The sequence below is a fragment of the Streptomyces sp. NPDC048566 genome (genome assembly GCF_043199735.1).
Lineage (GTDB): Bacteria > Actinomycetota > Actinomycetes > Streptomycetales > Streptomycetaceae > Streptomyces.
Map to the genome: position 1 here is coordinate 83,376 of NZ_JBICWL010000009.1, position 26,188 is coordinate 109,563.

Sequence of the window (26,188 nt, forward strand, 5' to 3'; positions counted from 1 at the left end):
CATGAAGATCAAGAAGGGCGACCTGGTTCAGGTCATCACCGGCAAGGACAAGGGCAAGCAGGGCAAGGTCATTGCCGCTTACCCGCGCGACGAGCGCGTCCTGGTCGAGGGTGTCAACCGGGTCAAGAAGCACACGAAGGCCGGCCCGACCGCCAAGGGCTCGCAGGCCGGTGGCATCGTCACGACCGAGGCGCCCGTCCACGTCTCCAACGTCCAGCTGGTCGTTGAGAAGGACGGCAACAAGGTCGTCACGCGCGTCGGTTACCGCTTCGACGACGAGGGCAACAAGATCCGCGTTGCCAAGCGGACGGGTGAGGACATCTGATGGCTACCACCACCACTCCGCGTCTCAAGACGAAGTACCGCGAGGAGATCGCGGGCAAGCTGCAGGAAGAGTTCTCCTACGAGAACGTCATGCAGACCCCGGGCCTCGTCAAGATCGTGGTCAACATGGGTGTCGGCGACGCCGCCCGTGACTCCAAGCTCATGGACGGTGCCGTCCGTGACCTGACCACCATCACCGGTCAGAAGCCGGCCATCACCAAGGCCCGCAAGTCCATCGCGCAGTTCAAGCTGCGTGAGGGTCAGCCGATCGGTGCCCACGTCACCCTCCGTGGCGACCGCATGTGGGAGTTCCTGGACCGCACCCTGTCGCTCGCGCTCCCGCGCATCCGCGACTTCCGCGGCCTGTCCCCCAAGCAGTTCGACGGCCGTGGCAACTACACCTTCGGTCTCACGGAGCAGGTCATGTTCCACGAGATCGACCAGGACAAGATCGACCGCGTCCGGGGTATGGACATCACCGTGGTCACCACGGCGACCAACGACGCTGAGGGCCGTGCCCTTCTCCGTCACCTCGGCTTCCCCTTCAAGGAGGCGTAAGCGAGATGGCGAAGAAGGCTCTGATTGCCAAGGCTGCTCGTAAGCCCAAGTTCGGTGTGCGTGGCTACACGCGCTGCCAGCGCTGCGGTCGTCCGCACTCCGTGTACCGCAAGTTCGGCCTGTGCCGCGTCTGCCTTCGTGAGATGGCTCACCGTGGCGAGCTGCCGGGCGTGACCAAGAGCTCCTGGTAGTCCCCCACTTCAGGGATTCCAGGGCTCTCGGTAAGCAAAGGGCTCTGTCAGGTGCCCACCCCTCCATGGCGTACGCTGGGAGGGTTGGGCGCCTGTCGTCCGGACGCCCGTGGGCGTAGCCCACTATCAAACGCTTACTACGCCGTAGGTCCCCGTGCCGCACCCGTCCCGCCCATGAGCGGGGAGAGGGATGGCGCATACAGGAAACCCCGGCGAGAGAGGCCGAAGGCCAATTCATGACCATGACTGATCCGATCGCAGACATGCTTACGCGTCTGCGTAACGCGAACTCGGCGTACCACGACACCGTGGGTATGCCGCACAGCAAGATCAAGTCGCACATCGCGGAGATCCTCCAGCAGGAGGGCTTCATCACGGGCTGGAAGGTCGAGGACGCCGAGGTCGGCAAGAACCTCGTTCTCGAGCTGAAGTTCGGCCCGAACCGTGAGCGCTCCATCGCGGGCATCAAGCGGATCTCCAAGCCCGGTCTCCGGGTTTACGCGAAGTCCACCAACCTGCCCAAGGTGCTGGGCGGCCTCGGCGTGGCGATCATCTCCACGTCGCACGGGCTCCTCACCGACAAGCAGGCCGGCAAGAAGGGCGTAGGCGGAGAAGTCCTCGCCTACGTCTGGTAGCGGAAGGGAACGGAGGAAACAGCTATGTCGCGTATTGGCAAGCTCCCCATCACGGTTCCCGCCGGCGTGGACGTCACCATCGACGGCCGTCTGGTGCAGGTGAAGGGCCCCAAGGGCACCCTCTCCCACACCATCGCGTCGCCGATCGAGATCGCTAAGGGTGAGGACGGCGTTCTGAACGTCACCCGCCCGAACGACGAGCGTCAGAACAAGGCCCTCCACGGCCTGTCCCGCACGCTGGTGGCGAACATGATCACCGGCGTGACCACGGGTTACGTGAAGAAGCTCGAGATCAGCGGTGTCGGTTACCGCGTCCTGGCGAAGGGCTCCAACCTGGAGTTCTCGCTCGGCTACAGCCACCCGATCACCGTCGAGGCCCCCGAGGGCATCACCTTCAAGGTGGAAGCCCCCACCCGTTTCTCGGTCGAGGGCATCGACAAGCAGAAGGTCGGCGAGGTTGCGGCCAACATCCGCAAGCTGCGCAAGCCCGACCCGTACAAGGCCAAGGGCGTCAAGTACGAAGGCGAAGTCATCCGCCGCAAGGTCGGAAAGGCGGGTAAGTAAGCCATGGCATACGGTGTCAAGATTGCTAAGGGCGACGCTTACAAGCGTGCTGCCATCAAGCGTCGTCACATCCGCATCCGTAAGCACATCTCGGGTACGGCTGAGCGTCCGCGCCTGGTCGTGACGCGCTCCAACCGTCACATCGTGGCCCAGGTCATCGACGACGTGAAGGGTCACACCCTCGCGTCGGCGTCGACCCTGGACACCACGATCCGCGGTGGCGAGGCCGACAAGTCGGCTCAGGCCAAGTCGGTCGGCGCCCTGGTCGCCGAGCGCGCCAAGGCCGCCGGTGTCGAGGCTGTCGTGTTCGACCGTGGTGGTAACCAGTACGCCGGGCGCATCGCCGCCCTGGCGGACGCCGCCCGCGAAGCCGGACTCAAGTTCTGAGTCCCCGTCGCGCAGCGACCTGTGTCACTGCGTAGCTAGCGGAAAACAGAGAGAGGTAATTCCAATGGCTGGACCCCAGCGCCGCGGTGGCGGTGCCGGTGGCGGCGAGCGGCGGGACCGGAAGGGCCGTGACGGCGGCGCAGCTGCCGCCGAGAAGACCGCGTACGTTGAGCGCGTCGTCGCGATCAACCGCGTCGCCAAGGTTGTGAAGGGTGGTCGTCGCTTCAGCTTCACCGCGCTGGTCGTGGTGGGCGACGGTGACGGCACCGTGGGTGTCGGTTACGGCAAGGCCAAGGAGGTGCCGGCCGCGATCGCCAAGGGTGTGGAAGAGGCCAAGAAGCACTTCTTCAAGGTCCCCCGTATCCAGGGCACCATCCCGCACCCGATCACGGGCGAGAAGGCCGCGGGCGTCGTCCTGCTCAAGCCTGCTTCCCCCGGTACCGGTGTTATCGCCGGTGGCCCGGTGCGCGCCGTCCTGGAGTGCGCGGGCGTGCACGACATCCTGTCGAAGTCGCTCGGCTCGTCCAACGCGATCAACATCGTGCACGCGACCGTGGAGGCCCTCAAGGGCCTGCAGCGTCCCGAGGAGATCGCGGCCCGCCGCGGTCTGCCCCTTGAGGACGTCGCCCCCGCGGCTCTGCTTCGTGCGCGTGCAGGGGCGGGTGCGTAATGGCTCGCCTCAAGGTCACGCAGACGAAGTCGTACATCGGCAGCAAGCAGAACCACCGTGACACCCTGCGCTCCCTTGGTCTCAAGGGCATCAACACGCAGGTCGTCAAGGAGGACCGCCCCGAGTTCCGCGGAATGGTGCAGACCGTCCGCCACCTCGTGACGGTCGAGGAGGTCGACTGATCATGGCGGAGAACAACCCGCTCAAGATCCACAACCTCCGTCCCGCCCCGGGCGCCAAGACCGCCAAGACCCGTGTGGGTCGTGGTGAGGCGTCGAAGGGTAAGACGGCCGGTCGTGGTACCAAGGGCACGAAGGCCCGCTACCAGGTTCCGGAGCGCTTCGAGGGTGGCCAGATGCCCCTCCACATGCGTCTCCCGAAGCTGAAGGGCTTCCGCAACCCGTTCAAGACCGAGTTCCAGGTCGTGAACCTCGACAAGCTGGGCGCGCTGTACCCGGAGGGTGGCGAGGTCACCGTCGAGGGGCTCGTCGCCAAGGGTGCCGTTCGCAAGAACAGCCTCGTCAAGGTCCTCGGCCAGGGCGAGATCTCCGTGGCGCTGCAGGTGACGGTCGACGCCGTCTCCGGCTCCGCCAAGGAGAAGATCACCGCCGCCGGCGGTACCGTCACCGAGCTCGTCTGATTTCAGACGCCTCGATGACATGAGCGATCCCGACCGGGGATGCCCCACAAAAGGGGCATCCCCGGTTGGTCGTTCCTAGGGGGGCAGTGTCGCCGGTAAGGTGGCCTGCACTGTTAATTTTCGTCCGGTGTGCCTCAAGAGGAACTCCGGACGGGCTTTGACTGTTGGTTAGCTGTCAGTCATCCGTCGAACCTCAAGACCGTCACCTCTGACGCAGTAGCGCGGGGGTCGCAGGAGGCACCGTGCTCACCGCGTTCGCCCGGGCGTTCAGGACGCCCGACCTGCGCAAGAAGCTGCTCTTCACGCTCGGCATCATCGTGGTCTACCGGGTCGGTACCCACATCCCGATCCCCGGCGTGGACTACAAGAACGTCCAGTCGTGCATGAACCTGGCCGACTCGAACCGCGGGCTGTTCAGCCTGATCAACATGTTCAGCGGCGGCGCGCTGCTCCAGATCACCGTCTTCGCGCTCGGGATCATGCCGTACATCACGGCGAGCATCATCCTGCAGCTGCTGACCGTGGTGATCCCGCGCCTGGAAGCCCTCAAGAAGGAGGGCCAGGCGGGCACGGCGAAGATCACGCAGTACACCCGGTACCTGACGGTCGCGCTCGCCATCCTCCAGGGCACCGGCCTGGTGGCCACCGCCCGCAGCGGCGCGCTGTTCTCCGGCTGCCCCGTGGCGAACCAGATCGTCCCGGACCAGTCGATCTTCACCACGATCACCATGGTCGTCACGATGACCGCCGGCACCTGCGTCGTCATGTGGCTCGGTGAGCTGATCACCGACCGCGGCATCGGCAACGGCATGTCGATCCTCATGTTCATCTCGATCGCCGCGACCTTCCCGAGCGCCCTGTGGACCGTCAAGCTCCAGGGCAAGCTGGCCGACGGCTGGATCGAGTTCGGCACGGTGATCCTGGTGGGCCTGTTCATGGTCGGCCTGGTGGTCTTCGTCGAGCAGGCGCAGCGCCGCATCCCGGTGCAGTACGCGAAGCGCATGATCGGCCGCCGTTCGTACGGCGGGACCTCGACCTACATCCCGCTGAAGGTGAACCAGGCAGGTGTGATTCCTGTCATCTTCGCGTCGTCGCTGCTCTACATCCCGAGCCTCGTCGCGCAGTTCTCCAAGGGCAACTCGGGCTGGAAAACCTGGGTCACGGACAACCTGACCAAGGGTGACCACCCGATTTACATCACCTTGTACTTCCTCCTGATCGTGTTCTTCGCGTTCTTCTACGTGGCGATCTCGTTCAACCCCGAGGAAGTCGCCGACAACATGAAGAAGTATGGTGGCTTCATCCCGGGCATCCGGGCTGGCCGGCCGACCGCGGAGTACCTCAGCTACGTACTCAACCGGATCACCTGGCCGGGTTCGTTGTATCTGGGCATCATCGCCCTCGTACCGACAGTGGCGTTGGTCGGATTCAACGCGAACCAGAACTTCCCGTTCGGTGGTACCAGCATCCTGATCATCGTGGGTGTCGGCCTGGAGACTGTGAAGCAGATCGAGAGTCAGCTTCAGCAGCGCAATTACGAAGGGTTCCTCCGCTGATGCGAATCGTCCTCGTCGGGCCGCCTGGCGCCGGGAAGGGAACGCAGGCCGCGTTCCTCGCCAAGAACCTGGGGATCCCGCACATCTCCACGGGCGACCTCTTCCGCGCCAACATCAGTCGGCAGACGGAGCTGGGCAAGCTCGCGAAGTCCTACATGGACAAGGGTGACCTGGTACCGGACGAGGTCACCATCGCCATGGCCAAGGACCGCATGGAGCAGCCCGACGCGGAGAACGGCTTCCTGCTCGACGGCTTCCCGCGCAACGTCTCGCAGGCCGAGTCGCTGGACGAGATGCTGAGCACCGAGGGCATGAAGCTGGACGCGGTGCTGGACCTGGAGGTCCCCGAGGACGAGGTGGTCCGCCGCATCGCGGGCCGTCGCATCTGCCGCAACGAGTCGGCGCACGTGTTCCACGTGTCGTACAAGAAGCCGAAGCAGGACGGCGTCTGCGACATCTGCGGCGGCGAGCTGTACCAGCGCGACGACGACTCCGAGGAGACCGTCCGCAAGCGCCTGGAGGTCTACCACACGCAGACCGAGCCGATCATCGACTACTACAAGGCCCAGGGCCTGGTCGTCACGATCCCGGCGCTCGGCAAGGTCGAAGAGGTCACCGGGCGCGCGATGCAGGCGCTGTCCCGCGAGGCCGCCTGACCTCCCGCGCACGGCGCACACCGCAGGGTGTGCGCCCCGCACGTACGTCGCATCGGCCGCGGCACCTCCGGGGTGCCGCGGCCGACGTGTGCGCCGGGGCCGGTCCGTGCGGCCCCGGCGGGGAGAGACCCGTCCCGGGGCGGGCCGGGCCCCGGTCCCCGTATCGTTGAGACAGTCCGTCGTTCCGGTCCAGAAAGGCCGCAGCCACCATGGTGCAGATCAAGACCCCCGAGCAGATCGCCAAGATGCGCGAGGCGGGGCTGGTCGTCGCCGCCATCCACGCGGCCACGCGCGAGGCGGCGGTTCCCGGGGCGACGACCCGGGACCTGGACGAGGTCGCGCGCAAGGTGCTGGACGAGCACGGCGCCAAGTCGAACTTCCTCGGCTACGGCGGGTTCCCCGCGACGATCTGCACCTCGGTGAACGAGGTCGTCGTGCACGGCATCCCGGACGACAAGACCGTCCTGAAGGACGGGGACGTCATCTCCATCGACGCCGGCGCGATCGTCGACGGCTGGCACGGCGACGCCGCGTACACCGCGTTCGTCGGCACCGGCCACGCTCCGGAGCTGGTCGAGCTGTCCCGGGTGACGGAGGAGTCGATGTGGGCCGGCATCGCCGCCATGAAGGCGGGCAACCGGCTGGTGGACGTGTCCCGGGCGATCGAGACGTACATCCGCCGGCAGCCCAAGCCGGGCGGCGGCAAGTACGGCATCGTCGAGGACTACGGCGGCCACGGCATCGGCACCGAGATGCACATGGACCCGCACCTGCTGAACTACGTGGAGCGCCGGCGCGGCAAGGGCCCCAAGCTGGTGCCCGGGTTCTGCCTGGCGATCGAGCCGATGGTGTCGCTCGGCACACCGCGCACCGAGGTCCTGGAGGACGACTGGACCGTCGTCACCACCGACGGGACCTGGTCCTCGCACTGGGAGCACTCCGTGGCGCTGACCGAGGAGGGCCCGCTCGTGCTGACGGCGCCCGACTGCGGCCGGGCCAAGCTCGCCGAGTACGGCGTGACCGTGGCACCGGACCCGCTGGCCGGCTGAGATCCGCCGGACCGCCGGGCCGCCCCGCTCCTCGCGCATACCACGCCGACGGGCGGGGCATCGTCATGAGTGGCGGAGGACGCCGGAGACGAATTCGTCTTTCCGGGAGCCCTGACGTAGACTGACTCGTCGGCTCTCGTGCACCCGCATGTCTGCATGCGCCAGTGCGGAGTCGATCAAGGTAGTCGATTCGAAGGGCGAAGCGTGGCCAAGAAGCAAGGTGCCATCGAGATCGAGGGCACTGTCGTCGAGTCTCTTCCGAACGCCATGTTCAAGGTCGAGCTCCAGAACGGCCACCAGGTCCTGGCACACATCAGCGGCAAGATGCGCATGCACTACATCCGCATCCTCCCTGACGACCGGGTCGTGGTGGAGCTGTCTCCGTACGACCTGACGCGTGGCCGGATCGTCTACCGGTACAAGTAGATCTTGCCTTGCTCCGTGCTCCCGGTCCCCGGGACGCGGGGGGTGGCACTGACCCGGAGAACCTCACCTAATGAAGGTCAAGCCGAGCGTCAAGAAGATCTGCGACAAGTGCAGGGTGATCCGCCGTCACGGTCGGGTCATGGTCATCTGCGAAAACCCGCGCCACAAGCAGCGCCAGGGCTGACGTACGACCGCACCTTCTGCATCCGCAGATACTTCGCGCGACGCAAGCAGTACATGTTCATACGCGGAACCCAGGACTGACCAGGTCAGACCTGACACCCCCGGTCGGAGGCCGGGGACCCGGTTCGTACCGAATCCCCGATCTGCGGATCGGCGGAGGACGGCGGGCGGGATCCGGTTCTGTGGAAGACCTCCGAACGACAACTGGAGCCATTGAATGGCACGCGTTTCCGGTGTTGACATCCCGCGCGAAAAGCGTGTGGAGGTCGCCCTGACCTACGTGTTCGGCATCGGCCGGACCCTTTCCCAGCAGACGCTGGCCGAGACCGGCGTGAACCCCAACACGCGCGTTCGCGACCTCTCCGAGGAGGAGCTGGTCAAGATCCGCGAGTACGTGGACGCCAACATCAAGACCGAGGGTGACCTCCGTCGCGAGATCCAGGGCGACATCCGCCGCAAGATCGAGATCGGCTGCTACCAGGGCATCCGCCACCGTCGTGGCCTGCCCGTGCACGGACAGCGCACCAGCACGAACGCTCGTACCCGCAAGGGCCCGCGTCGCGCCATCGCCGGCAAGAAGAAGCCGGGCAAGAAGTAGTCCTCAGCGGACCACGCTTCACCAGCGGTCTTCGCTGTAGGACCGACCACCTCCCCGTAGGAGAAACAGATGCCCCCCAAGGGTCGTCAGGGCGCTGCCAAGAAGGTGCGCCGCAAGGAAAAGAAGAACGTCGCTCACGGCCACGCGCACATCAAGAGCACGTTCAACAACACGATCGTCTCGATCACGGACCCCTCGGGCAACGTGATCTCCTGGGCCTCCGCCGGCCACGTCGGCTTCAAGGGCTCGCGCAAGTCGACCCCCTTCGCCGCGCAGATGGCCGCCGAGTCGGCCGCCCGCCGCGCGCAGGAGCACGGCATGCGCAAGGTGGACGTGTTCGTCAAGGGTCCCGGCTCCGGCCGTGAGACCGCGATCCGCTCCCTCCAGGCCACCGGCCTCGAGGTCGGCTCGATCCAGGACGTCACCCCCACCCCGCACAACGGCTGCCGTCCGCCCAAGCGCCGCCGCGTCTGACGCACGGTCGTCTCGCGTTCGACCTGGGTCCGGGCGGTACGGCACTTCGGTGCCGTACCGCCCGTACCCTTGTAGATGAACACGCCGGGCTGCCGCCCGGTGGCAAGGGCATCAAATAGTGGGTGCCCCTGACTGAAGGACTGCTTCATGCTTATTGCTCAGCGTCCGTCGCTGACCGAAGAGGTCGTCGACGAATTCCGCTCCCGGTTCGTGATCGAGCCGCTGGAGCCGGGCTTCGGCTACACCCTCGGCAACTCCCTCCGTCGCACGCTCCTCTCCTCGATCCCCGGTGCCGCCGTCACGAGCATCCGGATCGACGGCGTCCTGCACGAGTTCACCACCGTGCCGGGTGTCAAGGAGGACGTCACCGACCTGATCCTCAACATCAAGCAGCTGGTCGTCTCCTCGGAGCACGACGAGCCGGTCGTGATGTACCTGCGCAAGCAGGGCCCGGGTCTGGTCACCGCCGCCGACATCGCGCCCCCGGCCGGTGTCGAGGTGCACAACCCCGACCTCGTCCTCGCCACGCTCAACGGCAAGGGCAAGCTGGAGATGGAGCTGACCGTCGAGCGCGGTCGCGGCTACGTCTCCGCCGTTCAGAACAAGCAGGTCGGTCAGGAGATCGGGCGCATCCCGGTCGACTCGATCTACTCGCCGGTGCTGAAGGTCACGTACAAGGTCGAGGCGACCCGTGTCGAGCAGCGCACCGACTTCGACAAGCTGATCGTCGACGTCGAGACCAAGCAGGCCATGCGTCCCCGTGACGCCATGGCGTCGGCCGGCAAGACGCTGGTCGAGCTGTTCGGTCTGGCGCGCGAGCTCAACATCGACGCCGAGGGCATCGACATGGGCCCGTCCCCCACGGACGCCGCCCTGGCCGCCGACCTCGCGCTGCCGATCGAGGAGCTGGAGCTCACGGTCCGCTCCTACAACTGCCTCAAGCGTGAGGGCATCCACTCCGTGGGTGAGCTCGTCGCCCGCTCCGAGGCCGACCTCCTGGACATCCGCAACTTCGGTGCGAAGTCCATCGACGAGGTCAAGGCGAAGCTGGCCGGCATGGGCCTGGCCCTCAAGGACAGCCCGCCCGGATTCGACCCGACGGCCGCCGCCGACGCCTTCGGCGCCGACGACGACGCGGACGCCGGTTTCGTGGAGACCGAGCAGTACTGATCCCGGTACCGCTCCGTCGCACGTCCTCCGGGGCCCTTCGGGGCCCCGGATCTCCGACGGGCAATCGCCCGCTCGGACACTGACCCCGGTACCTGATACGGCCGGGGCAGACACCTAGGAGAAACACCATGCCGAAGCCCACCAAGGGTGCCCGTATGGGCGGCAGCGCCGCGCACGAGAAGCTGCTCCTCGCGAACCTCGCGAAGTCGCTCTTCGAGCACGGCCGCATCACCACCACCGAGGCCAAGGCCCGTCGTCTGCGTCCCTACGCGGAGCGTCTGGTCACCAAGGCGAAGAAGGGCGACCTTCACAACCGCCGGCAGGTGCTCTCGGTGATCACGGACAAGAGCATCGTGCACACGCTCTTCACCGAGATCGGCCCGCGCTACGAGAACCGCCCGGGTGGCTACACCCGTATCACCAAGATCGGTAACCGCCGTGGCGACAACGCGCCCATGGCCGTCATCGAGCTGGTGGAGGCCCTGACCGTGGCCCAGCAGGCCACCGGTGAGGCCGAGGCGGCGACCAAGCGTGCCGCCAAGGACGCCGAGGCTCCGGCCAAGGTCGAGGAGACCAAGGCCGACGACGCCACCGAGGCTCCGGCCGAGGAGTCGAAGGACGCCTGAGGCACTGCCTTGCCGTGAGCGGGTCCGTCCCTTCGGGGCGGGCCCGCTCTCGCGTTCCGGCGAGGGACGCCGGGCTTGAGAGGATCCACGAGTGAGTGACGAAGCACAGCCCGGATGCGTCCGGGTGCGGATGGACCTGTCCTACGACGGGAGCGCGTTCTCCGGATGGGCGAAGCAGGCCAGTGGCCGCAGGACCGTCCAGGGCGACATCGAGGACGCGCTGCGGACGGTGACCCGCAGCGGGGACACCACCTACGAGCTGACCGTGGCCGGGCGCACCGACGCCGGGGTGCACGCGCGCGGCCAGGTGGCCCACGTCGACCTGCCCGAGGAGGTGTGGGCCGAACACCGGGAGAAGCTGCTGAAGCGGCTCGCCGGGCGGCTCGCGCGGGACGTCCGGGTGTGGTCGCTCACCGAGGCGCCCGCGGGGTTCAACGCCCGGTTCTCGGCGGTGTGGCGACGCTACGCCTACCGGGTCACCGACCGGCCCGGCGGCGTCGACCCGCTGCTGCGCAGTCATGTCCTGTGGCACGACTGGCCGTTGGACGTCGACGCGATGAACGAGGCCGCCCGCGGGCTGCTGGGGGAGCACGACTTCGCCGCGTACTGCAAGAAGCGGGAGGGCGCGACGACCATCCGCACGCTTCAGGAACTCGGCCTGGAACGCGGGCCGGACGGTGTCGTCACCGCCACCGTGCGCGCCGACGCCTTTTGCCACAACATGGTGCGCTCGCTGATCGGCGCCCTGCTGTTCGTGGGCGACGGGCACCGCGGCCCGGACTGGCCGGCGAAGGTGCTGGCCGCCGGCGTGCGGGACTCGGCCGTCCACGTGGTGCGCCCGCACGGGCTGACGCTGGAGGAGGTCGGCTACCCCGCGGACGCGTTGCTCGCCGCCCGCAACAAGGAGGCGCGCAACCGGCGCACGTTGCCCGGCGCGGACGGCTGCGCGGGCTGCTGACCGCCGGCGGGCGGCCGGGACCGGACCGGCCGCCCGCCGGGGGTGCTCAACTCCGGGCGGCGGCCGACGCCTGGGCCTCGCCGCGGCGGCGGATCTGCCGGAAGGCGAACTCGGCGATGTCGTTGCCGGTCGTGAAGACGGCGGTGTCCTTGGTCGTCACGTCCTTGCCGTCGGTGAAGCCGGCGAGGGTGAAGTAGGCGTACCGGCCGAGGGAGTTGGTGGTGGAGCGGCAGACGGCCGCGTCGCAGAACGCCTTCACGCCGTTGCCGGACAGCGAGGCGATGATGCTCTTCTTGTCCGCGTCGCTCTTGGCCTTGGCCGCCGCGGCCCGGGAGTCGAAGACCGCGACGCCGACGGTGACCGCGACACCGTCCTTGCTGTAGGTGACCCGCAGCATGCGGGTGCAGCCGTTCTTGGTGAGGGCCGGCGCGAGGGTGCCCTTCGCGGCCGAGGCACAGTCCTTGGTGTCGGCCGTGGGGCCCTTGCGGTAGACGCGGTCGCCCATGGTGAGCTGGGTGCCGGGGAAGAGGATGTCCGGGCTCAGCGGCGCCTTGTCCTTGCCCGCGCTGGATATGAACTCCTCGGGGTCGAGCGGCGGCGGAGCCGAGGTCGGCTCGAACGACGGCGCCGGCTCCGTGGAGCTCGGGATGTCCGCGGTGGCGGGCAGGTTGGACGGCTGGTTGGACGCCTGATTGCCGCCGCCCGCGTTCACGACGGCCATCGCGACCGCCGCGCCGATCGCCACCGTGGCCACCGCGCCGCCCACGATGAACAGCAGCCTGCGCCGCTTGTTGCGCGTCTCGGAAGCCTCGGCGAGCGCGGCCCAGTCGGGGCTCGCGTCGCCCTGCCGGCCGCCCCACTGCGACGGTTGCTGTGAACCCGGCTTCCAGGGGTCCCACGGGGCCTGCCCCTGCCCACCCTGCCCATAACTCATGCGCCGCATCTTAGACGGGCGTTGGGCGCTGTCGACGCGGTCCGGCGAGCAGGAGGGCCCCGGCGGGGCTCCGGTGTCGCCCGGCGGGCGGGCGGCACGGGCCCCGGCGCCGCGCGGCGGTGCCGGAACGCCCCGGATCGGCCCTGTATGGCAGTGGCCCGCACCGTCCGGGGTACCGCGTCCGGCCCCGCGCGCTGGTCCGCCGGGAAGCGGGGGGCGGCCCGTGGCGTGAGCCGGATGCGGATGGACGAAAGGGACATCTCGCGCTGGTGTCGCAGGTGCCCGGAGCCGGCCGGCCCTGGCTGGAGCCGGTGACCCGGCGGGCGTTCCCGGACTGCCTTACCCTGGTGCTGACGACCGCGGCCCCGGCCCTCCGGCACCGCCGGGACCCCGCGCCCGGCGGTCCCGGCCCCCTCGTCGCCCAGCGGCGGTGGCACGGGACCACACGGGTGTGATCACGCGCGTTTTGACCCGTCCGGGGCGCCCCGGTAAGCTAGCGGTTCGTTATGTGTATTGGCTTGCTCATTCTCACGTGAGGGGCCCTTACACCGGTCCACCGGGGCCGATGACCAGCGACCAGCACGCGGTATGCGTCACCGCAGTGCGGTCAGGGCTGTCGTGATCGTCCGTGGTGGCCATGTCAGGACCCACTCACTGAAGAAGCGAAGGCTACGACCGTGCGTACGTACAGCCCCAAGCCCGGCGACATCACTCGCCAGTGGTACGTCATCGACGCCCAGGATGTCGTCCTGGGTCGTCTGGCGACCACTGCTGCGAACATCCTGCGGGGCAAGCACAAGCCGATCTACGCCCCCCACGTCGACGCTGGTGACTTCGTCATCATCATCAACGCGGACAAGGTGCACCTCTCCGGCAACAAGAAGACCCAGAAGCTGGCGTACCGCCACTCCGGCTACCCGGGTGGTCTGCGCTCCGTCCGTTACGACGAGCTGCTGGAGAAGAACCCCGAGAAGGCCGTCGAGAAGGCCATCAAGGGCATGGTTCCCAAGAACTCCCTCGGCCGTCAGGTGCTCTCGAAGCTGAAGGTCTACGCGGGCGAGAACCACCCGCACGCTGCGCAGCAGCCGGTCCCGTTCGAGATCACCCAGGTCGCGCAGTAGTTCCGGCCACCCCCTAAGACGTAAAGAAATCTGAGGAGAATCGTGGCCGAGACCACTGTTGAGCAGCCGGTCGAAGAGACTGAGCTCGTCGACGTCGAGAACTACACCACCGAGTCCGAGGTGCCCGTCGAGGGCGAGTACACCTCGGAGTCGCTCGCCGGCCGCTTCGGCGACCCGCAGCCGGCCGCCGGCCTGGGCCGTCGCAAGAACGCCATCGCCCGCGTCCGGATCGTCCCGGGCTCCGGCAAGTGGAAGGTCAACGGGCGCACGCTCGAGGACTACTTCCCGAACAAGGTCCACCAGCAGGAAGTCAACGAGCCCTTCAAGGTGCTCGAGCTGGACGGCCGCTACGACGTCATCGCCCGCATCTCGGGTGGCGGCGTCTCCGGTCAGGCCGGTGCCCTGCGCCTCGGCGTGGCCCGCGCGCTGAACGAGGCCGACGTGGACAACAACCGCGGCGCCCTCAAGAAGGCCGGCTACCTCAAGCGCGACGACCGTGCGGTCGAGCGCAAGAAGGCCGGTCTCAAGAAGGCCCGCAAGGCTCCGCAGTACAGCAAGCGCTAAGCTTCGCTGCCTGCTCGTACGCGTCCTACGCGTAGCTTCGAACGCCCCGGCGGCACGCCACAGTGCCGCCGGGGCGTTCGTTTATCACAGGGCCGGGCGTATAACGGCACCAGGTGCTCAAAGGCTCGTGTGATCGGATGACCTCCGTATTCTTCGGGGGGACTTTCGCACTCTGAAGCTTCCTCAGGAGGACAAGTGGGACGACTCTTCGGCACGGACGGCGTGCGCGGTGTCGCCAACGCGGATCTGACGGCCGAGCTGGCGCTCGGGCTCTCGGTCGCGGCGGCGCACGTGCTCGCCGAGGCGGGAACCTTCGAGGGGCACCGGCCGGTGGCGGTGGTCGGGCGGGACCCGCGCGCGTCCGGGGAGTTCCTGGAGGCCGCCGTGGTCGCCGGCCTGGCCAGCGCGGGCGTGGACGTCCTGCGGGTCGGTGTGCTGCCCACCCCGGCGGTGGCGTACCTCACCGGCGCGCTCGGCGCCGACCTCGGCGTGATGCTCTCCGCCAGCCACAACGCCATGCCCGACAACGGCATCAAGTTCTTCGCCCGCGGCGGGCACAAGCTCGCCGACGAGCTGGAGGACCGCATCGAGGGCGTCTACGAGGAGCACCGCACCGGCGCTCCCTGGGACCGCCCCACCGGCGCGGGCGTCGGCCGGGTGAAGAGCTACGACCAGGGCTTCGACCAGTACGTCGCCCACCTCATCGGGGTGCTGCCGAACCGGCTCGACGGTCTGAAGGTCGTCCTGGACGAGGCGCACGGCGCCGCGTCCCGGGTCTCGCCCGAGGCGTTCGCGCGGGCCGGCGCCGAGATCGTCACGATCGGTGCGGCCCCCGACGGGCTGAACATCAACGACGGCTGCGGCTCCACCCACCTGGACCTGCTCAAGGCCGCCGTCGTGGAGAACGGCGCGGACCTCGGCATCGCGCACGACGGCGACGCCGACCGCTGCCTCGCCGTGGACCACACGGGCGAGGAGATCGACGGCGACCAGATCCTGGCGGTCCTCGCGCTGGCGATGCGAGAGCGTTCCGCACTGCGCTCCGGCACCGTCGTCGCGACGGTCATGTCCAACCTGGGCTTCAAGCTGGCCATGGAGCGCGAAGGTCTCTCCCTCGTCCAGACGGCGGTCGGGGACCGCTACGTGCTGGAGGAGATGAAGCGGCACGGCTACGCCCTCGGCGGCGAGCAGTCCGGGCACGTCATCGTCCTGGACCACGCCACCACCGGCGACGGCACGCTGACCGGTCTGCTGCTGGCCGCCCGGGTCGCGCAGAGCGGCCGGACGCTGCGCGACCTCGCCGCGGTCATGGAGCGGCTGCCGCAGGTCCTCGTCAACGTTCCCGACGTCGACCGGACGCGGGTGGCGACCTCCGCCGAGCTGGCCGCGGCCGTCGCGGACGCCGAGCGGGAACTCGGCACCACCGGCCGGGTGCTGCTGCGCCCCTCCGGCACCGAGCCGCTGGTCCGCGTCATGGTCGAGGCCGCCGACATCGAGCACGCCCGCTCGGTGGCCGCGCGGCTGGCCGACGCGGTGAAGTCGGCGCTGGGCTGAGGCTCCCGCGCCGCATTGTCCGCGAGGTGAGGCTCGGCACCCCGACCCGGGGCGCCGGGCCTCGTTGCCGAGCGGGCCCCACCGCCGGGCGGGTCTCACCGTGGGGCGGGCGCGGCCCGGGGGAGGCCGCCCGGACGGTGGGCGGCGGCCGACCGGTGGGCCCCTGCGGTGCGGGCTCAGGCAGGAGCGGGCTCGCGCCGGCGCTGGAGGGCCCAGAACCCCTTCTGGGCGAGCAGGGTGAGGGTGCCCGCGAGGAGGATGCCGAGCAGGTTGAACAGCAACTGCTTGGAGGAGCCCCAGGTCTGGCCGGCGTCGCCGTAGCTCAGCGCGACCGCGGCGTTCGCGGCGGCGGGCACGGTCGTCACGGAGATGGCGACCCCCACCAGGGCCCCGGACTTGGCGGAGGTCAGCGACAGCATGCCGGCGGCGCCCGCCAGCATCGCGACGACGAACGAGAACCAGTCCGGCGCGTAGACGAACGCCGTGCTCGGACGGTCCCCCTCCAGCTTCGCCTCGCTGAACAGGTCGACCCCGTCCATGAACAGGCTGAACAGCACGGTCACCGCCATGGCGATCGCGAAGCCGGCCAGCAGGGCCGTCAACGAGCGCAGGGCCAGGCGCGGTTCGCGCTGCACGATGGCCGTGCACACGCCGGCCAGCGGGCCGAACTCCGGGCCGACGGCCATCGCGCCCACGATCAGCACCGCGTTGTCGAGCACGACACCGCAGGCCGCGATCATCGTCGCGAGGGTGATGAACGCGACGTAGGTGACCGAGATGGTCGACTCCTCGTGGGTGGCGTCCTCCAACTGCTCCCACAGCACCGCGTCGGCGGCCTCGCCCGGGGCCTCCTCCTCCGCGTCGTCGGCGGACCGCGAGAGCGACAGCTCGATGTCCTCCACCGCGATCGAGCCCGTACGGTCGATGCCCATCTTCCGCAGCCCGCCGATGAGTTCGTCGGCCGCCTCGCGGGCCACGTCGCACAGCACCACGTCGCCGGCCGGGTCGCGGGCGGCGCCGGCGAGGACGACGAGGTGCGTGGTCCCCACCGTCCGCCCGATCAGACCCACCACGTCGTCGGTCCGGTCGGCGGGCGTGATGAGACGCAGATGCAGCATGGCGGCAGCGTACTGGTCAGAGCTTGCGCAGGCTCAGGCGCTGCACCTTGTGATCCGCGCCCTTGCGCACCACCAGGGTCGCCCGGCCGCGGGTGGGGGCCACGTTCTCCAGCAGGTTGGGCTTGTTGATGGTGCGCCAGGTGGTGCGCGCGTAGTCGAGGGCCTCCTCCTCGGAGACCTGGGTGTACTTGCGGAAGTAGGAGTCGGGGTTCTGGAAGGCGGTCGCGCGCAGCTTGCGGAAGCGGTTGAGGTACCAGCGTTCGATGTCCTCGGCGCGGGCGTCGACGTACACGCTGAAGTCGAAGTAGTCCGCGAGGCCGACGCGGGTGCGGCCGTCCTTGCCGGGCAGGGCGGGCTGGAGCACGTTCAGGCCCTCGACGATGAGGATGTCGGGGCGGCGGACGGTGAGCCGCCGGCCGGGCACGATGTCGTAGATGAGGTGCGAGTACACGGGTGCGGACACCTCGTCCTTGCCCGCCTTGATGTCGGCGACGAAGCGGGTCAGGGCCCGCCGGTCGTAGGACTCGGGGAACCCCTTGCGGGACATCAGGCCGCGCGCCTCCAGTTCCCGGGTCGGGAGCAGGAAGCCGTCGGTGGTGACCAGTTCGACCCGGGGGTGCTCGGGCCAGCGGGAGAGCAGCGCCTGGAGCAGCCGGGCCACGGTGGACTTGCCGACCGCGACCGAACCGGCGACCCCTATGACGAACGGGGTGCCCGCCTGGGAGCCCTTCTCGCCGAGGAAGGTGTTCAGGGCGCCGCGGAGCCCGTCGGTGGCGCCGACGTAGAGGTTCAGGAGCCGGGACAGCGGCAGGTAGATGTCCCGCACCTCGTCGAGGTCGATGACATCGCCCAGGCCGCGCAGCTTCTCGACCTCCTCGGCGTTCAGCGGGAGCGGCGTCTTCTCGCGCAGCACGCTCCACTCGGCACGGGTGAGGTCGACGTAGGGAGTCGCCTCCGGCTTGGACCGGTGGGCGCTCCGCGGCGACGAGGAGACCGGAGAGATCACGTTCCATTGTTACCGGCATTCGCGGAGCCGGGCGGGTGGGGTGCGTCACGCGGGGCGGAGCCGGGTCGCCCCGCGGGCGCCGGCGACCTCGTTGCCCGCCGTGCCGCCGGTCGCCGCGGACCGCCTGCCGGTGCGGTGGTCCGAGGGCCGGCAGGACGTCTTCCGGGTCGCGTCGTGCCTGGTCACGGCGGTGTCACGATCAGGCACCGGGCGAAAAACCATGATCGTCGCTGGGTCAGTTTCACGTAAAGTCCGAGGAAAGAGATGGTGCTCCGCGGAGCGCCGCAGGGGTGGGGGGACGTGTGGGCGCCGGTGTGACGGCGCGCGCCGCCGCGCCCGGTGCCGGCCGCGGAGCGGCGTCCGTCGTCCTCCTCGAAGAGAGTTCCCGTCATGCGAACCACCGCCGTCCGCCGTACCGCCCTCGCCGCCTCCGCCGCCGCGCTCGCGCTGCTCGCCACCGCCTGCGGCGGTTCCTCCGACGACGCGGACGGCGCCGGCGACGGCAAGGCCACCCCGGCCGGCACGGCGTCCTCCGCCGCCCCGGCCCCCGCCAAGGCGCTCAGTGCCGCCGAGTTGGAGAAGGCCGCACTCACGCAGGCCGACGTCGAGAGCGGCAAGGTCGTCACCAAGGTCCCGGCGCAGGACGACATCGCACAGGACAAGGCGAAGACGGACGACGCGGCCTGCGCGCCGCTCGCGTACCTCCAGGTGGGCTCCTACGTCGGCAAGCCCGCGGCCACCGTGAAGCGCTCGTGGACGGGCGACGCCGAGAAGCCCGCCGAGGGAGCGAGCGCCGAGGAGGCGATGCTCGCCGCCGTGGACCGGGCCAAGGTCGTGGTGACGCTCGCCTCCTACGACGACGGGGGCGCCGAGCAGGCGATGAAGGACCTCGCCGAGGCCGCCAAGAAGTGCGCCGGCGGGTACGGGTTCGCCGTGGGCGGCGACAAGACCCGTATCGTCAAGGTCGCCACGACCGACGCCCCCCAGGGCGCCGACGAGGCGCTCGCGCTGACCTCCACCGTGGACGCGGAGGAGGGCGTCAAGGCGCCGGTCAAGGGTGTCGTCGTCCGCAAGGGCGCCACCGTCGCGTACCTCCCGGCCGTCAACATCGCCTCGGCCGCCAGCGGCAAGGACTTCGACTTCCCCGAGGAGATCGTCCAGGCGCAGCTCGCCAAGCTCGGCTGATCCCGTCCGCCGGGCGCCCCGCGCGCCCGGCGGAATTTCCGATATCGGGCACGGAATGACGGTATCGGAGCGGTACCGGCCCGTACGCTGCCGCCATGTGCGGAATCGTGGGATATGTGGGGTCGCAGTCGGCGCTCGACGTGGTGATGGCCGGACTGAAGCGGCTGGAGTACCGGGGATACGACTCGGCGGGCGTCGCCGTCCTGGCGGACGGGGGCCTCGCCGCCGCCAAGCGGGCCGGGAAGCTCGTCAACCTGGAGAAGGAACTGGCCGACCGGCCGCTGCCGGCCGGGACGACGGCGATCGGGCACACCCGCTGGGCCACCCACGGAGGGCCGACGGACGCCAACGCGCATCCGCACCTCGACAACGCGGGCCGGGTCGCCGTCGTGCACAACGGCATCATCGAGAACTTCGCGCCGCTCCGCGCCGAACTGGCCGAGCGGGGCCACGACCTGGCCTCCGAGACGGACACCGAGGTCGTCGCCCACCTGCTCGCCGAGGCGTTCTCCTCGTGCGCGGACCTCGCCGAGGCGATGCGGCTGGTGTGCCGGCGCCTGGAGGGCGCGTTCACCCTGGTCGCGGTCGACGCGGACGCCCCGGACGTCGTCGTGGGCGCCCGCCGCAACTCGCCGCTGGTGGTCGGGGTCGGCGACGGCGAGGCGTTCCTGGCCTCCGACGTCGCCGCGTTCATCGCCCACACCCGCTCGGCGATCGAACTGGGACAGGACCAGGTCGTCGAGCTGCGCCGGGAGGGTGTCACCGTCACCGGGTTCGACGGCAGCCCCGCCGAGGTGCGCTCGTACCACGTGGACTGGGACGCGTCGGCGGCGGAGAAGGGCGGCTACGACTACTTCATGCTCAAGGAGATCGCCGAGCAGCCCAAGGCGGTCGCCGACACCCTCCTCGGCCGGATCGACGCCGCCGGGTCGCTGTCCCTGGACGAGGTGCGCATCCCGGCCCGCACCCTCCGTGAGATCGACAAGGTCGTCATCGTCGCCTGCGGCACCGCCTTCCACGCCGGGCTGATCGCCAAGTACGCCATCGAGCACTGGACGCGGATGCCCTGCGAGGTGGAACTGGCCAGCGAGTTCCGCTACCGGGACCCGATCCTGGACCGGCAGACGCTGGTCGTCGCGATCTCGCAGTCCGGCGAGACGATGGACACGCTGATGGCGCTGCGGCACGCCCGCGAGCAGGGCGCCAAGGTGCTGGCGATCTGCAACACGAACGGCTCGACCATCCCGCGCGAGTCCGACGCGGTGCTCTACACGCACGCCGGTCCGGAGGTCGCGGTGGCCTCCACCAAGGCCTTCCTCACCCAGCTCGTGGCCTGCTACCTCGTCGCGCTGTACCTGGGCCAGGTGCGCGGCACCAAGTGGGGCGACGAGATCCGGGCGGTGGTCCGGGAGCTGTCCCGCGTCTCCCGGGAGGTCGAGCGGGTGCTGGAGACCATGGAGCCGGTGCGGGAGCTGGCGCGCTCCCTCGCACACAAGGACACGGTGCTGTTCCTCGGGCGGCACGTGGGCTATCCGGTCGCACTCGAAGGGGCCCTGAAGCTCAAGGAGCTGGCGTACATGCACGCCGAGGGCTTCGCGGCGGGCGAGCTGAAGCACGGGCCGATCGCGCTGATCGAGGAGGACCTGCCCGTCGTGGTCGTCGCGCCCTCGCCGCGCGGGCGCTCGGTCCTGCACGACAAGGTCGTCTCCAACATCCAGGAGATCCGGGCCCGGGGCGCCCGCACGATCGTCATCGCGGAGGAGGGCGACGAGGAGGTCGTCCCGTACGCCGACCACCTGATCCGCATCCCGGCCACCCCGACCCTGCTCCAGCCGCTGGTGGCGACGGTCCCGCTCCAGGTGTTCGCCTGCGAGCTGGCGACGGCCCGCGGCAACGAGGTCGACCAGCCGCGGAACCTCGCGAAGTCCGTGACGGTGGAGTGAGCACCGGCCGGGGGCCGCACCCACCGGGGTGCGGCCCCCGGCAGGCGGGGGTGCGGCCTTCGACACGGGGATGTGCGGCCCCCGGGCACGCGGGGGCGCGGCCTTCAGGAGAAGGGGGTACGGCCCTGCGCAGGGGACGTGCGGCCCCCGGCACGGGGAGGTGCGGCCCCCGGCACGGGGAGGTGCCGCCCCGGGAGGGCCGGGCACGGCCCCGGAGGTCAGCCGTTTCGGTGCCGGTGCCGGGCGTACACCCGGCGGGTCGCGTACACGAGCGCGATGGTGGGCAGGACGGCGCGCCCGAGGGTGAGGGGGTGGTGGACGACGGAGATCAGCATCCCCACGCCGAAGACCACGTCCAGGGCGATGATCAGGATCAGCGGAACGGGCCAGCTCCGCACCGTCGCCGCCCAGGCGTTGCCGCGCCCGTTCAGCCGCGCGGCGGCCTTCGCGGGAGACGGCTTGCGCGCGGGTGGTCCGGGAATGTGTTCCGGGTCCCTGGCCGGCAGGCCCACCCGTGCGGCGGCCGGCACGGCCGCGTCCATCACGGCGATCCGTTCGGGAGTCACCCCCTGGTACAGGGTCGGTTCGACGGTGACGGAGAAACCGTCGAGTCCGGTCAGGACGCGGGCGCCGTCGGGGCGCGTGGTCATCGCGGCGCAGGCGTCGTATCGCACCGTCACGGGGCCGCCCGGCGCCGTCAGCGAGACGCCCTCCTCGCCGATGACCAGGGTGACGTCGGCGTCTTCGAGCGACCGGTGCCGCGTGCCGTTCAGCGCGTGCTCCGCGTAGTGCGGGGCGAGGGTGAAGCCGGCCCAGTCCGCGCCGCGCCGGGGCACTTGGAGCAGACCGGTCGACCACACCTCCCGGGCGACCTCGCGCAGGTCGTCGACGGTCACCGCGGTCAGCTCCCTGCGGAGGTCCGCCGGGCTCTCCGGTTCCCGCCCCTGGAGCAGTCCCAGGGCGTACGAGGGGAGCAGCGCGGCGCCGAGTTCCGGGGTGTCGTACGCCTTCAGGGCCCTGGCGCGCGCGGAGTCGAGCTCGGCCTGCTCGATCCGGCCGGCCCGCATCCGCGCGAGGACGTCGATGAAACCGCCGACCACCGCGTCCTGCTTGTGTTCCAGCGCGTCGGCGTACGCGGTGAGCGTGGCGTACCCGGCGTCGCGGGGCGCGTAGTGGCACTCCGCGGTGTAGGAGTAACCTCCTGGCGCAGGTCCTGGAACAGGGCGCGGCCGAGGACGTCGGCGAAGACGGACGCCGCGGTGGTGCGGGGGACGACGGCGTCGAACACGACGTGGCCGTCCTCGCCGCGGATGTAGGCCGGAGTGACCGGCAGCGCGCTCGTCGGGGCGGGGGTGGGCCGCAGGGTTCCCGCGGGCAGCGTCAGGTCCAGGCCCTCCGGCACGTGGTCGCTGGTGATCCACAGTGCGGCGTTGTCCCGGGTGAAGTGGGCGCGTGCCCAGTCCCGCACCTCGTCGGCGGTCAGCCGCCAGGTGCCCATTTCCCGATAGGACGACAGGCCGAATCCCTGCGCCCCGTACCGCCACAGCGGCATGCCGTGGTGCGGGCCCGTGCCGCGGCTCGCCGACTCCGTCCGCAGGATCTCCTTCTCGGTCTCCAGCCGGTGCAGCGGCAGGTCGCCCAGGGCGGCGCAGACACCGTTGAGGTGGTCGACCACCTCCTCCTCGCTGCCGGTGACATGGAAGAGGGTGTAGGTGTCCGCGGTCGCGCCGTTGTGGTGGACGTCGCTCAGGTTCGCCCGGTGCAGGGCGAGGTGCTCGACGAGATGGGTGATGCCGGTCGTCGCGAGCGTCTCGTCGGCGCGTCCCACCCGGAAGAACAGTCCCGCGGTGATCTCGCCGCGGCGGGCCGCGTGGAACGTGGGGATGCCCTGGGTGGTGGTGCGGTGGACGAGGGCGGACTGCTCCGGTGCGGGGCCGGAGGGGCCGTCGGACGCGGTGTCGGCGATCTCGGTCGTCATCGGGACTCCCCCCGGGCGGCGGACAGGGCGGCGTGGCGGTACTTGGCGAAGACGGCCGGTGGATCGGAGAAGTAGTGCCAAGGGGAATCCGGGGGCGGGGCGTCGAGTTCGCGGAAGTGGGGCAGGGCGTCGGCGTGGTGACCGCCGAGCGCGAAGGCGAGGGCGAACACGCCGTGCGCGCCGGTTCCGTGGAAGCGCGGCCGGTACGCGGGGTGCAGCACCGACACCCGGGCGGCGAACCGGAGGTCGTCGCGGATCGCCACGTCTCGCAGGTACGTCGCGCGCCGGGCGCCTTCCAGCTCGGCCCAGTGCTCCACGTGGGCGGTGGCCACCAGGGCGCCCGCGTGGGAGCCGTCGGGAGCCTCGGTCGCGCACTCGCGTGCGAAACCGTGGGCCGCCTCCCAGGATCCGCCCCACTTCGGGTAGACGTTCTGGAGGAGCTGGGTCTGCGCCGGGTAGTGGTGCGGATGATGGGCGGACAGCCGGTCGTAGCGCCGTCGGGCCTCCGCGGCCCCGAGCTCCAGCCCGCGTGCCGTGGTCACGCGCACCGTCCAGGCGTGAGCGGACGCGGGATGTTCCGCGCACACCTCGATCAGCACCTGTTCGGCGCGCCGCAGCCAGGAGTGGAACGACGTGAACTGCTCCCGCGAGACGTGCTCGGCCATGGCGCGGCTGCGGATGGCCCAGCCGATGTGGACATAGCGCTCCGCGAGGAGGGTGCGCGGCAGCGGGTCGCCGGGGTGATCCGCGGAGGCCGCCTCCAGGTAGCCCTCCACGCCGTCGACCTCCGCCAGCAGGCCCGAGGCGAACGATCGCTCTTCCTCGGTGTCCAGCCGGGCGAAGAACGCCGCCGTGGCGGGCCAGTCGCCGCGCGCCGCCGCCTCGCGCAGCGGGACGAGGTCGGGATGCGTGTCGGACGGGTGGGAACGGGATGGTGCGGAGCGGTCCGGTGCCCCGCTGATGCCGCCGGCCGTAGTGGTCACGCGTGCGCCCCCCAGGCGTACTCGGTCGAGCGGCGCAGCCGCAGGCCCCCCTGCACGCGCGCTCGGATGGAAGTCGCCGCAGGCTAGCAGGGGGGTGGACACGATCGTCGACACGGGCTCCCGCGGTGCCGCCGGCCCGTAGGCTGCCGTCATGAGCATCATCGGGGTCGGTATCGACGTGGCGGAGATCGACCGGTTCCGGGCGTCGCTGGAGAGGACGCCGGGTCTGGCCGAACGCCTGTTCGTGGAGCGGGAGTTGCTGCTGCCGAGCGGGGAGCGGCGGGGCGTCGCCTCGCTGGCGGCGCGGTTCGCGGCGAAGGAGGCGCTGGCCAAGGCGCTGGGCGCGCCCGCCGGGCTGCACTGGACGGACGCGGAGGTGTGCGTCGAGCCCAGCGGGCAGCCCCGCCTGCGGGTGAAGGGCACCGTCGCCGCCTGCGCGGCCGAACTGGGCGTGCGGGCCTGGCATGTGTCGCTCAGTCACGACGCCGGGGTGGCCTCGGCGGTGGTGGTGGCGGAGGGGTAGAGCAGGGCGCCGGGCGCCGGATCGGGGTCCCTCGGTGCCCGCGGGGGTGGGCGGCCGTTCCGCCCCCCGAGGCGAGGATCACCGTGGACGGGCCCGTTCGGCGCCCCGCGCTGACCCGTTCGACCGTCGCGCCCGCGCGGGCGACACGCCGTGCCGGGTACGGGAGACTCGTGACCATGCGAACTGCGTACAGCGTGGAGACGGTGAGGGCCGCCGAACGGGAGCTGATGGCCCGGCTCCCCGAGGGGGCGTTGATGCAGCGGGCCGCCGCCGGACTGGCCGCCGCCTGCGCGGACCTGCTCGGCCGGGTGTACGGCAGCCGGGTGGTGCTGCTGGTGGGCAGCGGCGACAACGGAGGGGACGCCCTCCACGCCGGAGCGCGCCTCGCCCGGCGCGGAGCGGGCGTCACCGCGGTGCTGCTCGCCCCCGGCCGGGCGCACCCGTCGGGGCTCGCCGCCCTGCTGCGCGCCGGGGGCCGGGCGACGGGGCCCGACGCCGCCGAACCGCTGCTGCGCCGGGCCGACCTCGTCGTGGACGGGATCGTCGGGATCGGCGGCAAGGGCGGACTGCGGCCGGACGCCGCACGGCTCGCGGAACTCGCCGACGCCTCGCGCGCCGCGGTGGTCGCCGTCGATCTGCCGAGCGGGGTCGAGGCCGACACCGCGGAGGTGCACGGCGACGCCGTCCGCGCCGACCTGACCGTCACCTTCGGCACCCACAAGCCGGCGCTGCTGGTCGATCCGGCGCGCGGCTTCGCCGGCGCCGTCCACCTCGTCGACATCGGGCTCGACCTCCCGGAACAGGCCGACCTGGAGGCCCTCCAGCACGCGGACGTCGCCGCCCGGCTGCCCCGGCCCGGCGCGGCCAGCGACAAGTACCGGCGCGGGGTCGTCGGGATCGCCGCCGGGTCGGCCCGCTATCCCGGTGCCGCGGTGCTCGCCGTGTCCGGCGCGCTGCGCGGCGGAGCCGGAGCGGTGCGCTACGTCGGCCCCGCCGCGGACGCCGTCATCGCGCGCTTCCCCGAGACGCTGGTCTCCGGCCAGGGGCCCGCGAAGGCGGGCCGCGTGCAGGCGTGGGTGGTGGGCCCCGGCATCGGCGAGGACGCCTCGGCGGTGGCGGAGGTGCTCGCCGCGGACGTCCCGGTCCTGATCGACGCCGACGGGCTCCGGCTCGCCGACCGGGAGGCGGTGCGGGCCCGCACCGCGCCCACGCTGATGACCCCGCACGCGGGTGAGGCCGCCGCGCTGCTCGGGGTGGCGCGCGAGGCGGTGGAGGAGGCGCGGCTGGCGTCCGTGCGGGAGCTGGCGGGGCTCTACGGTGCGACGGTGCTGCTCAAGGGCGCCACCACCCTGGTCTGCGGTCCGGTCGGCGGCCCGGTGCGGGCGAACGCGACCGGCACGGCGTGGCTGGCCACCGCCGGCAGCGGGGACGTCCTGTCGGGGCTCGCCGGATCGCTGCTGGCGTCGGGGCTGTCCGCGCTGGACGCGGGCAGTGTGGCCGCCTACCTGCACGGTCTCGCGGGCCGGTTCGCGGCGGACGGCGCCCCCGCCGGCGCCCACGACGTGGCCGCCGCCGTCCCGGCCGCCTGGCGCGACGTGACGGGCTGAACGAACG

The 26,188-nt window shown here is 70.6% G+C and carries 33 protein-coding genes; 26 read left to right on the forward strand and 7 right to left on the reverse strand.

Annotated features, from left to right (window positions below; translation table 11 throughout):
* The first annotated feature begins 1 nt into the window (after position 1).
* The 19 genes from rplX (at position 2) to truA (ending at position 11,665) form a co-directional block, all read left to right on the forward strand.
* Positions 2-325, forward strand: a complete 324-nt coding sequence (gene rplX, locus ACGFS9_RS16755) for a 50S ribosomal protein L24 (protein ID WP_007494760.1) — start codon at positions 2-4, stop codon at positions 323-325.
* Positions 325-882: a 50S ribosomal protein L5 gene (gene rplE / locus ACGFS9_RS16760; RefSeq protein WP_100594878.1), complete on the forward strand. Its 558-nt coding sequence runs from the start codon at positions 325-327 to the stop codon at positions 880-882. The genes rplX and rplE overlap by 1 nt, the downstream gene beginning before the upstream one ends.
* A gap of 5 nt (positions 883-887) precedes the next feature.
* Entirely contained in the window at positions 888-1,073 is a 186-nt protein-coding gene (locus ACGFS9_RS16765) for a type Z 30S ribosomal protein S14 (RefSeq protein WP_003948630.1), read from the forward strand.
* 236 nt (positions 1,074-1,309) lie between these two features.
* Positions 1,310-1,708, forward strand: coding sequence for a 30S ribosomal protein S8 (gene rpsH, locus ACGFS9_RS16770; RefSeq protein WP_010986352.1), 399 nt, complete (start codon positions 1,310-1,312; stop codon positions 1,706-1,708).
* A gap of 24 nt (positions 1,709-1,732) precedes the next feature.
* Positions 1,733-2,272 (forward strand): 50S ribosomal protein L6, encoded by a 540-nt coding sequence (gene rplF, locus ACGFS9_RS16775; RefSeq protein WP_393253880.1) that lies wholly within the window; start codon positions 1,733-1,735, stop codon positions 2,270-2,272.
* Positions 2,273-2,275: 3 nt separating this feature from the next.
* Positions 2,276-2,659: a 50S ribosomal protein L18 gene (rplR, locus tag ACGFS9_RS16780; protein ID WP_060901491.1), complete on the forward strand. Its 384-nt coding sequence runs from the start codon at positions 2,276-2,278 to the stop codon at positions 2,657-2,659.
* A gap of 64 nt (positions 2,660-2,723) precedes the next feature.
* Positions 2,724-3,329, forward strand: a complete 606-nt coding sequence (rpsE, locus tag ACGFS9_RS16785) for a 30S ribosomal protein S5 (RefSeq protein ID WP_046704422.1) — start codon at positions 2,724-2,726, stop codon at positions 3,327-3,329.
* Positions 3,329-3,511: a 50S ribosomal protein L30 gene (gene rpmD / locus ACGFS9_RS16790; protein ID WP_356251632.1), complete on the forward strand. Its 183-nt coding sequence runs from the start codon at positions 3,329-3,331 to the stop codon at positions 3,509-3,511. The genes rpsE and rpmD overlap by 1 nt, the downstream gene beginning before the upstream one ends.
* A 2-nt stretch (positions 3,512-3,513) precedes the next feature.
* Positions 3,514-3,969, forward strand: coding sequence for a 50S ribosomal protein L15 (rplO, locus tag ACGFS9_RS16795; protein ID WP_189190330.1), 456 nt, complete (start codon positions 3,514-3,516; stop codon positions 3,967-3,969).
* 242 nt (positions 3,970-4,211) lie between these two features.
* On the forward strand, positions 4,212-5,525 hold the full coding sequence (gene secY, locus ACGFS9_RS16800; protein WP_393253882.1) for a preprotein translocase subunit SecY: 1,314 nt from the start codon (positions 4,212-4,214) through the stop codon (positions 5,523-5,525).
* Positions 5,525-6,181 carry an adenylate kinase gene (locus tag ACGFS9_RS16805; RefSeq protein ID WP_393253884.1) on the forward strand — a complete coding sequence of 219 codons (657 nt, stop codon included), beginning with the start codon at positions 5,525-5,527 and terminating at the stop codon, positions 6,179-6,181. The genes secY and ACGFS9_RS16805 overlap by 1 nt, the downstream gene beginning before the upstream one ends.
* 209 nt (positions 6,182-6,390) lie before the next feature.
* Positions 6,391-7,230: a type I methionyl aminopeptidase gene (map, locus tag ACGFS9_RS16810; protein WP_393253886.1), complete on the forward strand. Its 840-nt coding sequence runs from the start codon at positions 6,391-6,393 to the stop codon at positions 7,228-7,230.
* A 204-nt stretch (positions 7,231-7,434) separates the two neighbouring features.
* Positions 7,435-7,656: a translation initiation factor IF-1 gene (gene infA, locus ACGFS9_RS16815; RefSeq protein WP_003948620.1), complete on the forward strand. Its 222-nt coding sequence runs from the start codon at positions 7,435-7,437 to the stop codon at positions 7,654-7,656.
* Between the two features lie 70 nt (positions 7,657-7,726).
* Positions 7,727-7,840 carry a 50S ribosomal protein L36 gene (gene rpmJ, locus ACGFS9_RS16820; RefSeq protein WP_003998809.1) on the forward strand — a complete coding sequence of 38 codons (114 nt, stop codon included), beginning with the start codon at positions 7,727-7,729 and terminating at the stop codon, positions 7,838-7,840.
* A gap of 216 nt (positions 7,841-8,056) precedes the next feature.
* Positions 8,057-8,437 carry a 30S ribosomal protein S13 gene (gene rpsM / locus ACGFS9_RS16825; protein WP_037626962.1) on the forward strand — a complete coding sequence of 127 codons (381 nt, stop codon included), beginning with the start codon at positions 8,057-8,059 and terminating at the stop codon, positions 8,435-8,437.
* A 69-nt stretch (positions 8,438-8,506) separates the two neighbouring features.
* Positions 8,507-8,911, forward strand: coding sequence for a 30S ribosomal protein S11 (gene rpsK, locus ACGFS9_RS16830; RefSeq protein WP_003956432.1), 405 nt, complete (start codon positions 8,507-8,509; stop codon positions 8,909-8,911).
* Positions 8,912-9,058: 147 nt separating this feature from the next.
* The gene (locus ACGFS9_RS16835) at positions 9,059-10,081 is read left to right on the forward strand and encodes a DNA-directed RNA polymerase subunit alpha (protein ID WP_003966937.1); all 1,023 of its coding nucleotides are present in this window, start codon (positions 9,059-9,061) and stop codon (positions 10,079-10,081) included.
* Between the two features lie 128 nt (positions 10,082-10,209).
* The gene (gene rplQ / locus ACGFS9_RS16840; protein ID WP_393253888.1) at positions 10,210-10,707 is read left to right on the forward strand and encodes a 50S ribosomal protein L17; all 498 of its coding nucleotides are present in this window, start codon (positions 10,210-10,212) and stop codon (positions 10,705-10,707) included.
* Between the two features lie 91 nt (positions 10,708-10,798).
* Entirely contained in the window at positions 10,799-11,665 is an 867-nt protein-coding gene (truA, locus tag ACGFS9_RS16845) for a tRNA pseudouridine(38-40) synthase TruA (protein ID WP_393253889.1), read from the forward strand.
* Between the two features lie 46 nt (positions 11,666-11,711).
* Here truA and ACGFS9_RS16850 read toward each other — a convergent pair whose 3' ends face one another.
* Entirely contained in the window at positions 11,712-12,599 is an 888-nt protein-coding gene (locus ACGFS9_RS16850) for a hypothetical protein (RefSeq protein WP_393253890.1), read from the reverse strand.
* A 677-nt stretch (positions 12,600-13,276) separates the two neighbouring features.
* Between ACGFS9_RS16850 and rplM the strand changes: the two genes are divergently transcribed.
* The 3 genes from rplM to glmM all read left to right on the forward strand — a co-directional run bounded on the left by rplM (position 13,277) and on the right by glmM (position 15,838).
* Positions 13,277-13,720, forward strand: coding sequence for a 50S ribosomal protein L13 (gene rplM, locus ACGFS9_RS16855; RefSeq protein ID WP_393253892.1), 444 nt, complete (start codon positions 13,277-13,279; stop codon positions 13,718-13,720).
* 42 nt (positions 13,721-13,762) lie between these two features.
* The gene (gene rpsI / locus ACGFS9_RS16860) at positions 13,763-14,284 is read left to right on the forward strand and encodes a 30S ribosomal protein S9 (protein WP_393253894.1); all 522 of its coding nucleotides are present in this window, start codon (positions 13,763-13,765) and stop codon (positions 14,282-14,284) included.
* Between the two features lie 195 nt (positions 14,285-14,479).
* Positions 14,480-15,838, forward strand: a complete 1,359-nt coding sequence (gene glmM / locus ACGFS9_RS16865; RefSeq protein WP_393253896.1) for a phosphoglucosamine mutase — start codon at positions 14,480-14,482, stop codon at positions 15,836-15,838.
* Between the two features lie 176 nt (positions 15,839-16,014).
* On the opposite strand, the gene ACGFS9_RS16870 is transcribed toward glmM, so the two are convergent.
* The 3 genes from ACGFS9_RS16870 to ACGFS9_RS16880 are packed head-to-tail and all read right to left on the reverse strand — an operon-like array spanning position 16,015 to position 18,148.
* Complete coding sequence (locus ACGFS9_RS16870; protein ID WP_393253898.1) at positions 16,015-16,956, reverse strand: DUF389 domain-containing protein; 942 nt, start codon at positions 16,954-16,956, stop codon at positions 16,015-16,017.
* A 16-nt stretch (positions 16,957-16,972) separates the two neighbouring features.
* A complete protein-coding gene (coaA, locus tag ACGFS9_RS16875; RefSeq protein ID WP_393253900.1) occupies positions 16,973-17,962 on the reverse strand; it encodes a type I pantothenate kinase in 990 nt (329 codons plus the stop codon).
* 45 nt (positions 17,963-18,007) lie between these two features.
* Positions 18,008-18,148 (reverse strand): hypothetical protein, encoded by a 141-nt coding sequence (locus tag ACGFS9_RS16880; protein WP_393253901.1) that lies wholly within the window; start codon positions 18,146-18,148, stop codon positions 18,008-18,010.
* Positions 18,149-18,352: 204 nt separating this feature from the next.
* On the opposite strand from ACGFS9_RS16880, the gene ACGFS9_RS16885 reads away from it, so the two are divergent.
* Both ACGFS9_RS16885 and glmS read left to right on the forward strand, forming a co-directional pair.
* Positions 18,353-19,147, forward strand: coding sequence for a hypothetical protein (locus ACGFS9_RS16885; RefSeq protein ID WP_393253903.1), 795 nt, complete (start codon positions 18,353-18,355; stop codon positions 19,145-19,147).
* 95 nt (positions 19,148-19,242) lie between these two features.
* Entirely contained in the window at positions 19,243-21,090 is a 1,848-nt protein-coding gene (gene glmS / locus ACGFS9_RS16890) for a glutamine--fructose-6-phosphate transaminase (isomerizing) (RefSeq protein ID WP_393253905.1), read from the forward strand.
* A 218-nt stretch (positions 21,091-21,308) separates the two neighbouring features.
* Here glmS and ACGFS9_RS16895 read toward each other — a convergent pair whose 3' ends face one another.
* Genes ACGFS9_RS16895 through ACGFS9_RS16905 form a run of 3 tightly spaced genes read right to left on the reverse strand, consistent with a single transcriptional unit; the run spans position 21,309 to position 24,051 of the window.
* Positions 21,309-22,190 carry a hypothetical protein gene (locus ACGFS9_RS16895; RefSeq protein ID WP_393253907.1) on the reverse strand — a complete coding sequence of 294 codons (882 nt, stop codon included), beginning with the start codon at positions 22,188-22,190 and terminating at the stop codon, positions 21,309-21,311.
* On the reverse strand, positions 22,100-23,068 hold the full coding sequence (locus tag ACGFS9_RS16900; RefSeq protein WP_393253909.1) for a hypothetical protein: 969 nt from the start codon (positions 23,066-23,068) through the stop codon (positions 22,100-22,102). Before ACGFS9_RS16900 ends, ACGFS9_RS16895 begins: the two co-directional genes overlap by 91 nt.
* Complete coding sequence (locus ACGFS9_RS16905; RefSeq protein ID WP_393253911.1) at positions 23,065-24,051, reverse strand: hypothetical protein; 987 nt, start codon at positions 24,049-24,051, stop codon at positions 23,065-23,067. The genes ACGFS9_RS16900 and ACGFS9_RS16905 overlap by 4 nt, the downstream gene beginning before the upstream one ends.
* A 151-nt stretch (positions 24,052-24,202) precedes the next feature.
* On the opposite strand from ACGFS9_RS16905, the gene ACGFS9_RS16910 reads away from it, so the two are divergent.
* Positions 24,203-24,574, forward strand: coding sequence for a holo-ACP synthase (locus tag ACGFS9_RS16910; RefSeq protein ID WP_393253912.1), 372 nt, complete (start codon positions 24,203-24,205; stop codon positions 24,572-24,574).
* A gap of 176 nt (positions 24,575-24,750) precedes the next feature.
* Positions 24,751-26,181 (forward strand): NAD(P)H-hydrate dehydratase, encoded by a 1,431-nt coding sequence (locus tag ACGFS9_RS16915; RefSeq protein ID WP_393253914.1) that lies wholly within the window; start codon positions 24,751-24,753, stop codon positions 26,179-26,181.
* The last annotated feature ends 7 nt before the right edge of the window (positions 26,182-26,188 follow it).

Bases quoted from the DNA above. Each gene is read 5' to 3' on its own strand.
- rpsK (WP_003956432.1), top strand. From the start codon at position 8,507: ATGCCCCCCAAGGGTCGTCAGGGCGCTGCCAAGAAGGTGCGCCGCAAG.
- ACGFS9_RS16885 (WP_393253903.1), top strand. From the start codon at position 18,353: ATGCGAACCACCGCCGTCCGCCGTACCGCCCTCGCCGCCTCCGCCGCC.
- ACGFS9_RS16915 (WP_393253914.1), top strand. From the start codon at position 24,751: ATGCGAACTGCGTACAGCGTGGAGACGGTGAGGGCCGCCGAACGGGAG.
- rplQ (WP_393253888.1), top strand. From the start codon at position 10,210: ATGCCGAAGCCCACCAAGGGTGCCCGTATGGGCGGCAGCGCCGCGCAC.
- rplE (WP_100594878.1), top strand. From the start codon at position 325: ATGGCTACCACCACCACTCCGCGTCTCAAGACGAAGTACCGCGAGGAG.
- ACGFS9_RS16900 (WP_393253909.1), bottom strand. From the start codon at position 23,068: ATGACGACCGAGATCGCCGACACCGCGTCCGACGGCCCCTCCGGCCCC.
- rpsH (WP_010986352.1), top strand. From the start codon at position 1,310: ATGACCATGACTGATCCGATCGCAGACATGCTTACGCGTCTGCGTAAC.
- ACGFS9_RS16835 (WP_003966937.1), top strand. From the start codon at position 9,059: ATGCTTATTGCTCAGCGTCCGTCGCTGACCGAAGAGGTCGTCGACGAA.
- ACGFS9_RS16765 (WP_003948630.1), top strand. From the start codon at position 888: ATGGCGAAGAAGGCTCTGATTGCCAAGGCTGCTCGTAAGCCCAAGTTC.
- ACGFS9_RS16850 (WP_393253890.1), bottom strand. From the start codon at position 12,599: ATGAGTTATGGGCAGGGTGGGCAGGGGCAGGCCCCGTGGGACCCCTGG.
- ACGFS9_RS16870 (WP_393253898.1), bottom strand. From the start codon at position 16,956: ATGCTGCATCTGCGTCTCATCACGCCCGCCGACCGGACCGACGACGTG.
- rpmJ (WP_003998809.1), top strand. From the start codon at position 7,727: ATGAAGGTCAAGCCGAGCGTCAAGAAGATCTGCGACAAGTGCAGGGTG.
- rpsM (WP_037626962.1), top strand. From the start codon at position 8,057: ATGGCACGCGTTTCCGGTGTTGACATCCCGCGCGAAAAGCGTGTGGAG.
- rpmD (WP_356251632.1), top strand. From the start codon at position 3,329: ATGGCTCGCCTCAAGGTCACGCAGACGAAGTCGTACATCGGCAGCAAG.
- rplO (WP_189190330.1), top strand. From the start codon at position 3,514: ATGGCGGAGAACAACCCGCTCAAGATCCACAACCTCCGTCCCGCCCCG.
- rplF (WP_393253880.1), top strand. From the start codon at position 1,733: ATGTCGCGTATTGGCAAGCTCCCCATCACGGTTCCCGCCGGCGTGGAC.
- map (WP_393253886.1), top strand. From the start codon at position 6,391: ATGGTGCAGATCAAGACCCCCGAGCAGATCGCCAAGATGCGCGAGGCG.
- rplX (WP_007494760.1), top strand. From the start codon at position 2: ATGAAGATCAAGAAGGGCGACCTGGTTCAGGTCATCACCGGCAAGGAC.
- rpsE (WP_046704422.1), top strand. From the start codon at position 2,724: ATGGCTGGACCCCAGCGCCGCGGTGGCGGTGCCGGTGGCGGCGAGCGG.
- rplR (WP_060901491.1), top strand. From the start codon at position 2,276: ATGGCATACGGTGTCAAGATTGCTAAGGGCGACGCTTACAAGCGTGCT.
- glmS (WP_393253905.1), top strand. From the start codon at position 19,243: ATGTGCGGAATCGTGGGATATGTGGGGTCGCAGTCGGCGCTCGACGTG.
- ACGFS9_RS16805 (WP_393253884.1), top strand. From the start codon at position 5,525: ATGCGAATCGTCCTCGTCGGGCCGCCTGGCGCCGGGAAGGGAACGCAG.
- ACGFS9_RS16910 (WP_393253912.1), top strand. From the start codon at position 24,203: ATGAGCATCATCGGGGTCGGTATCGACGTGGCGGAGATCGACCGGTTC.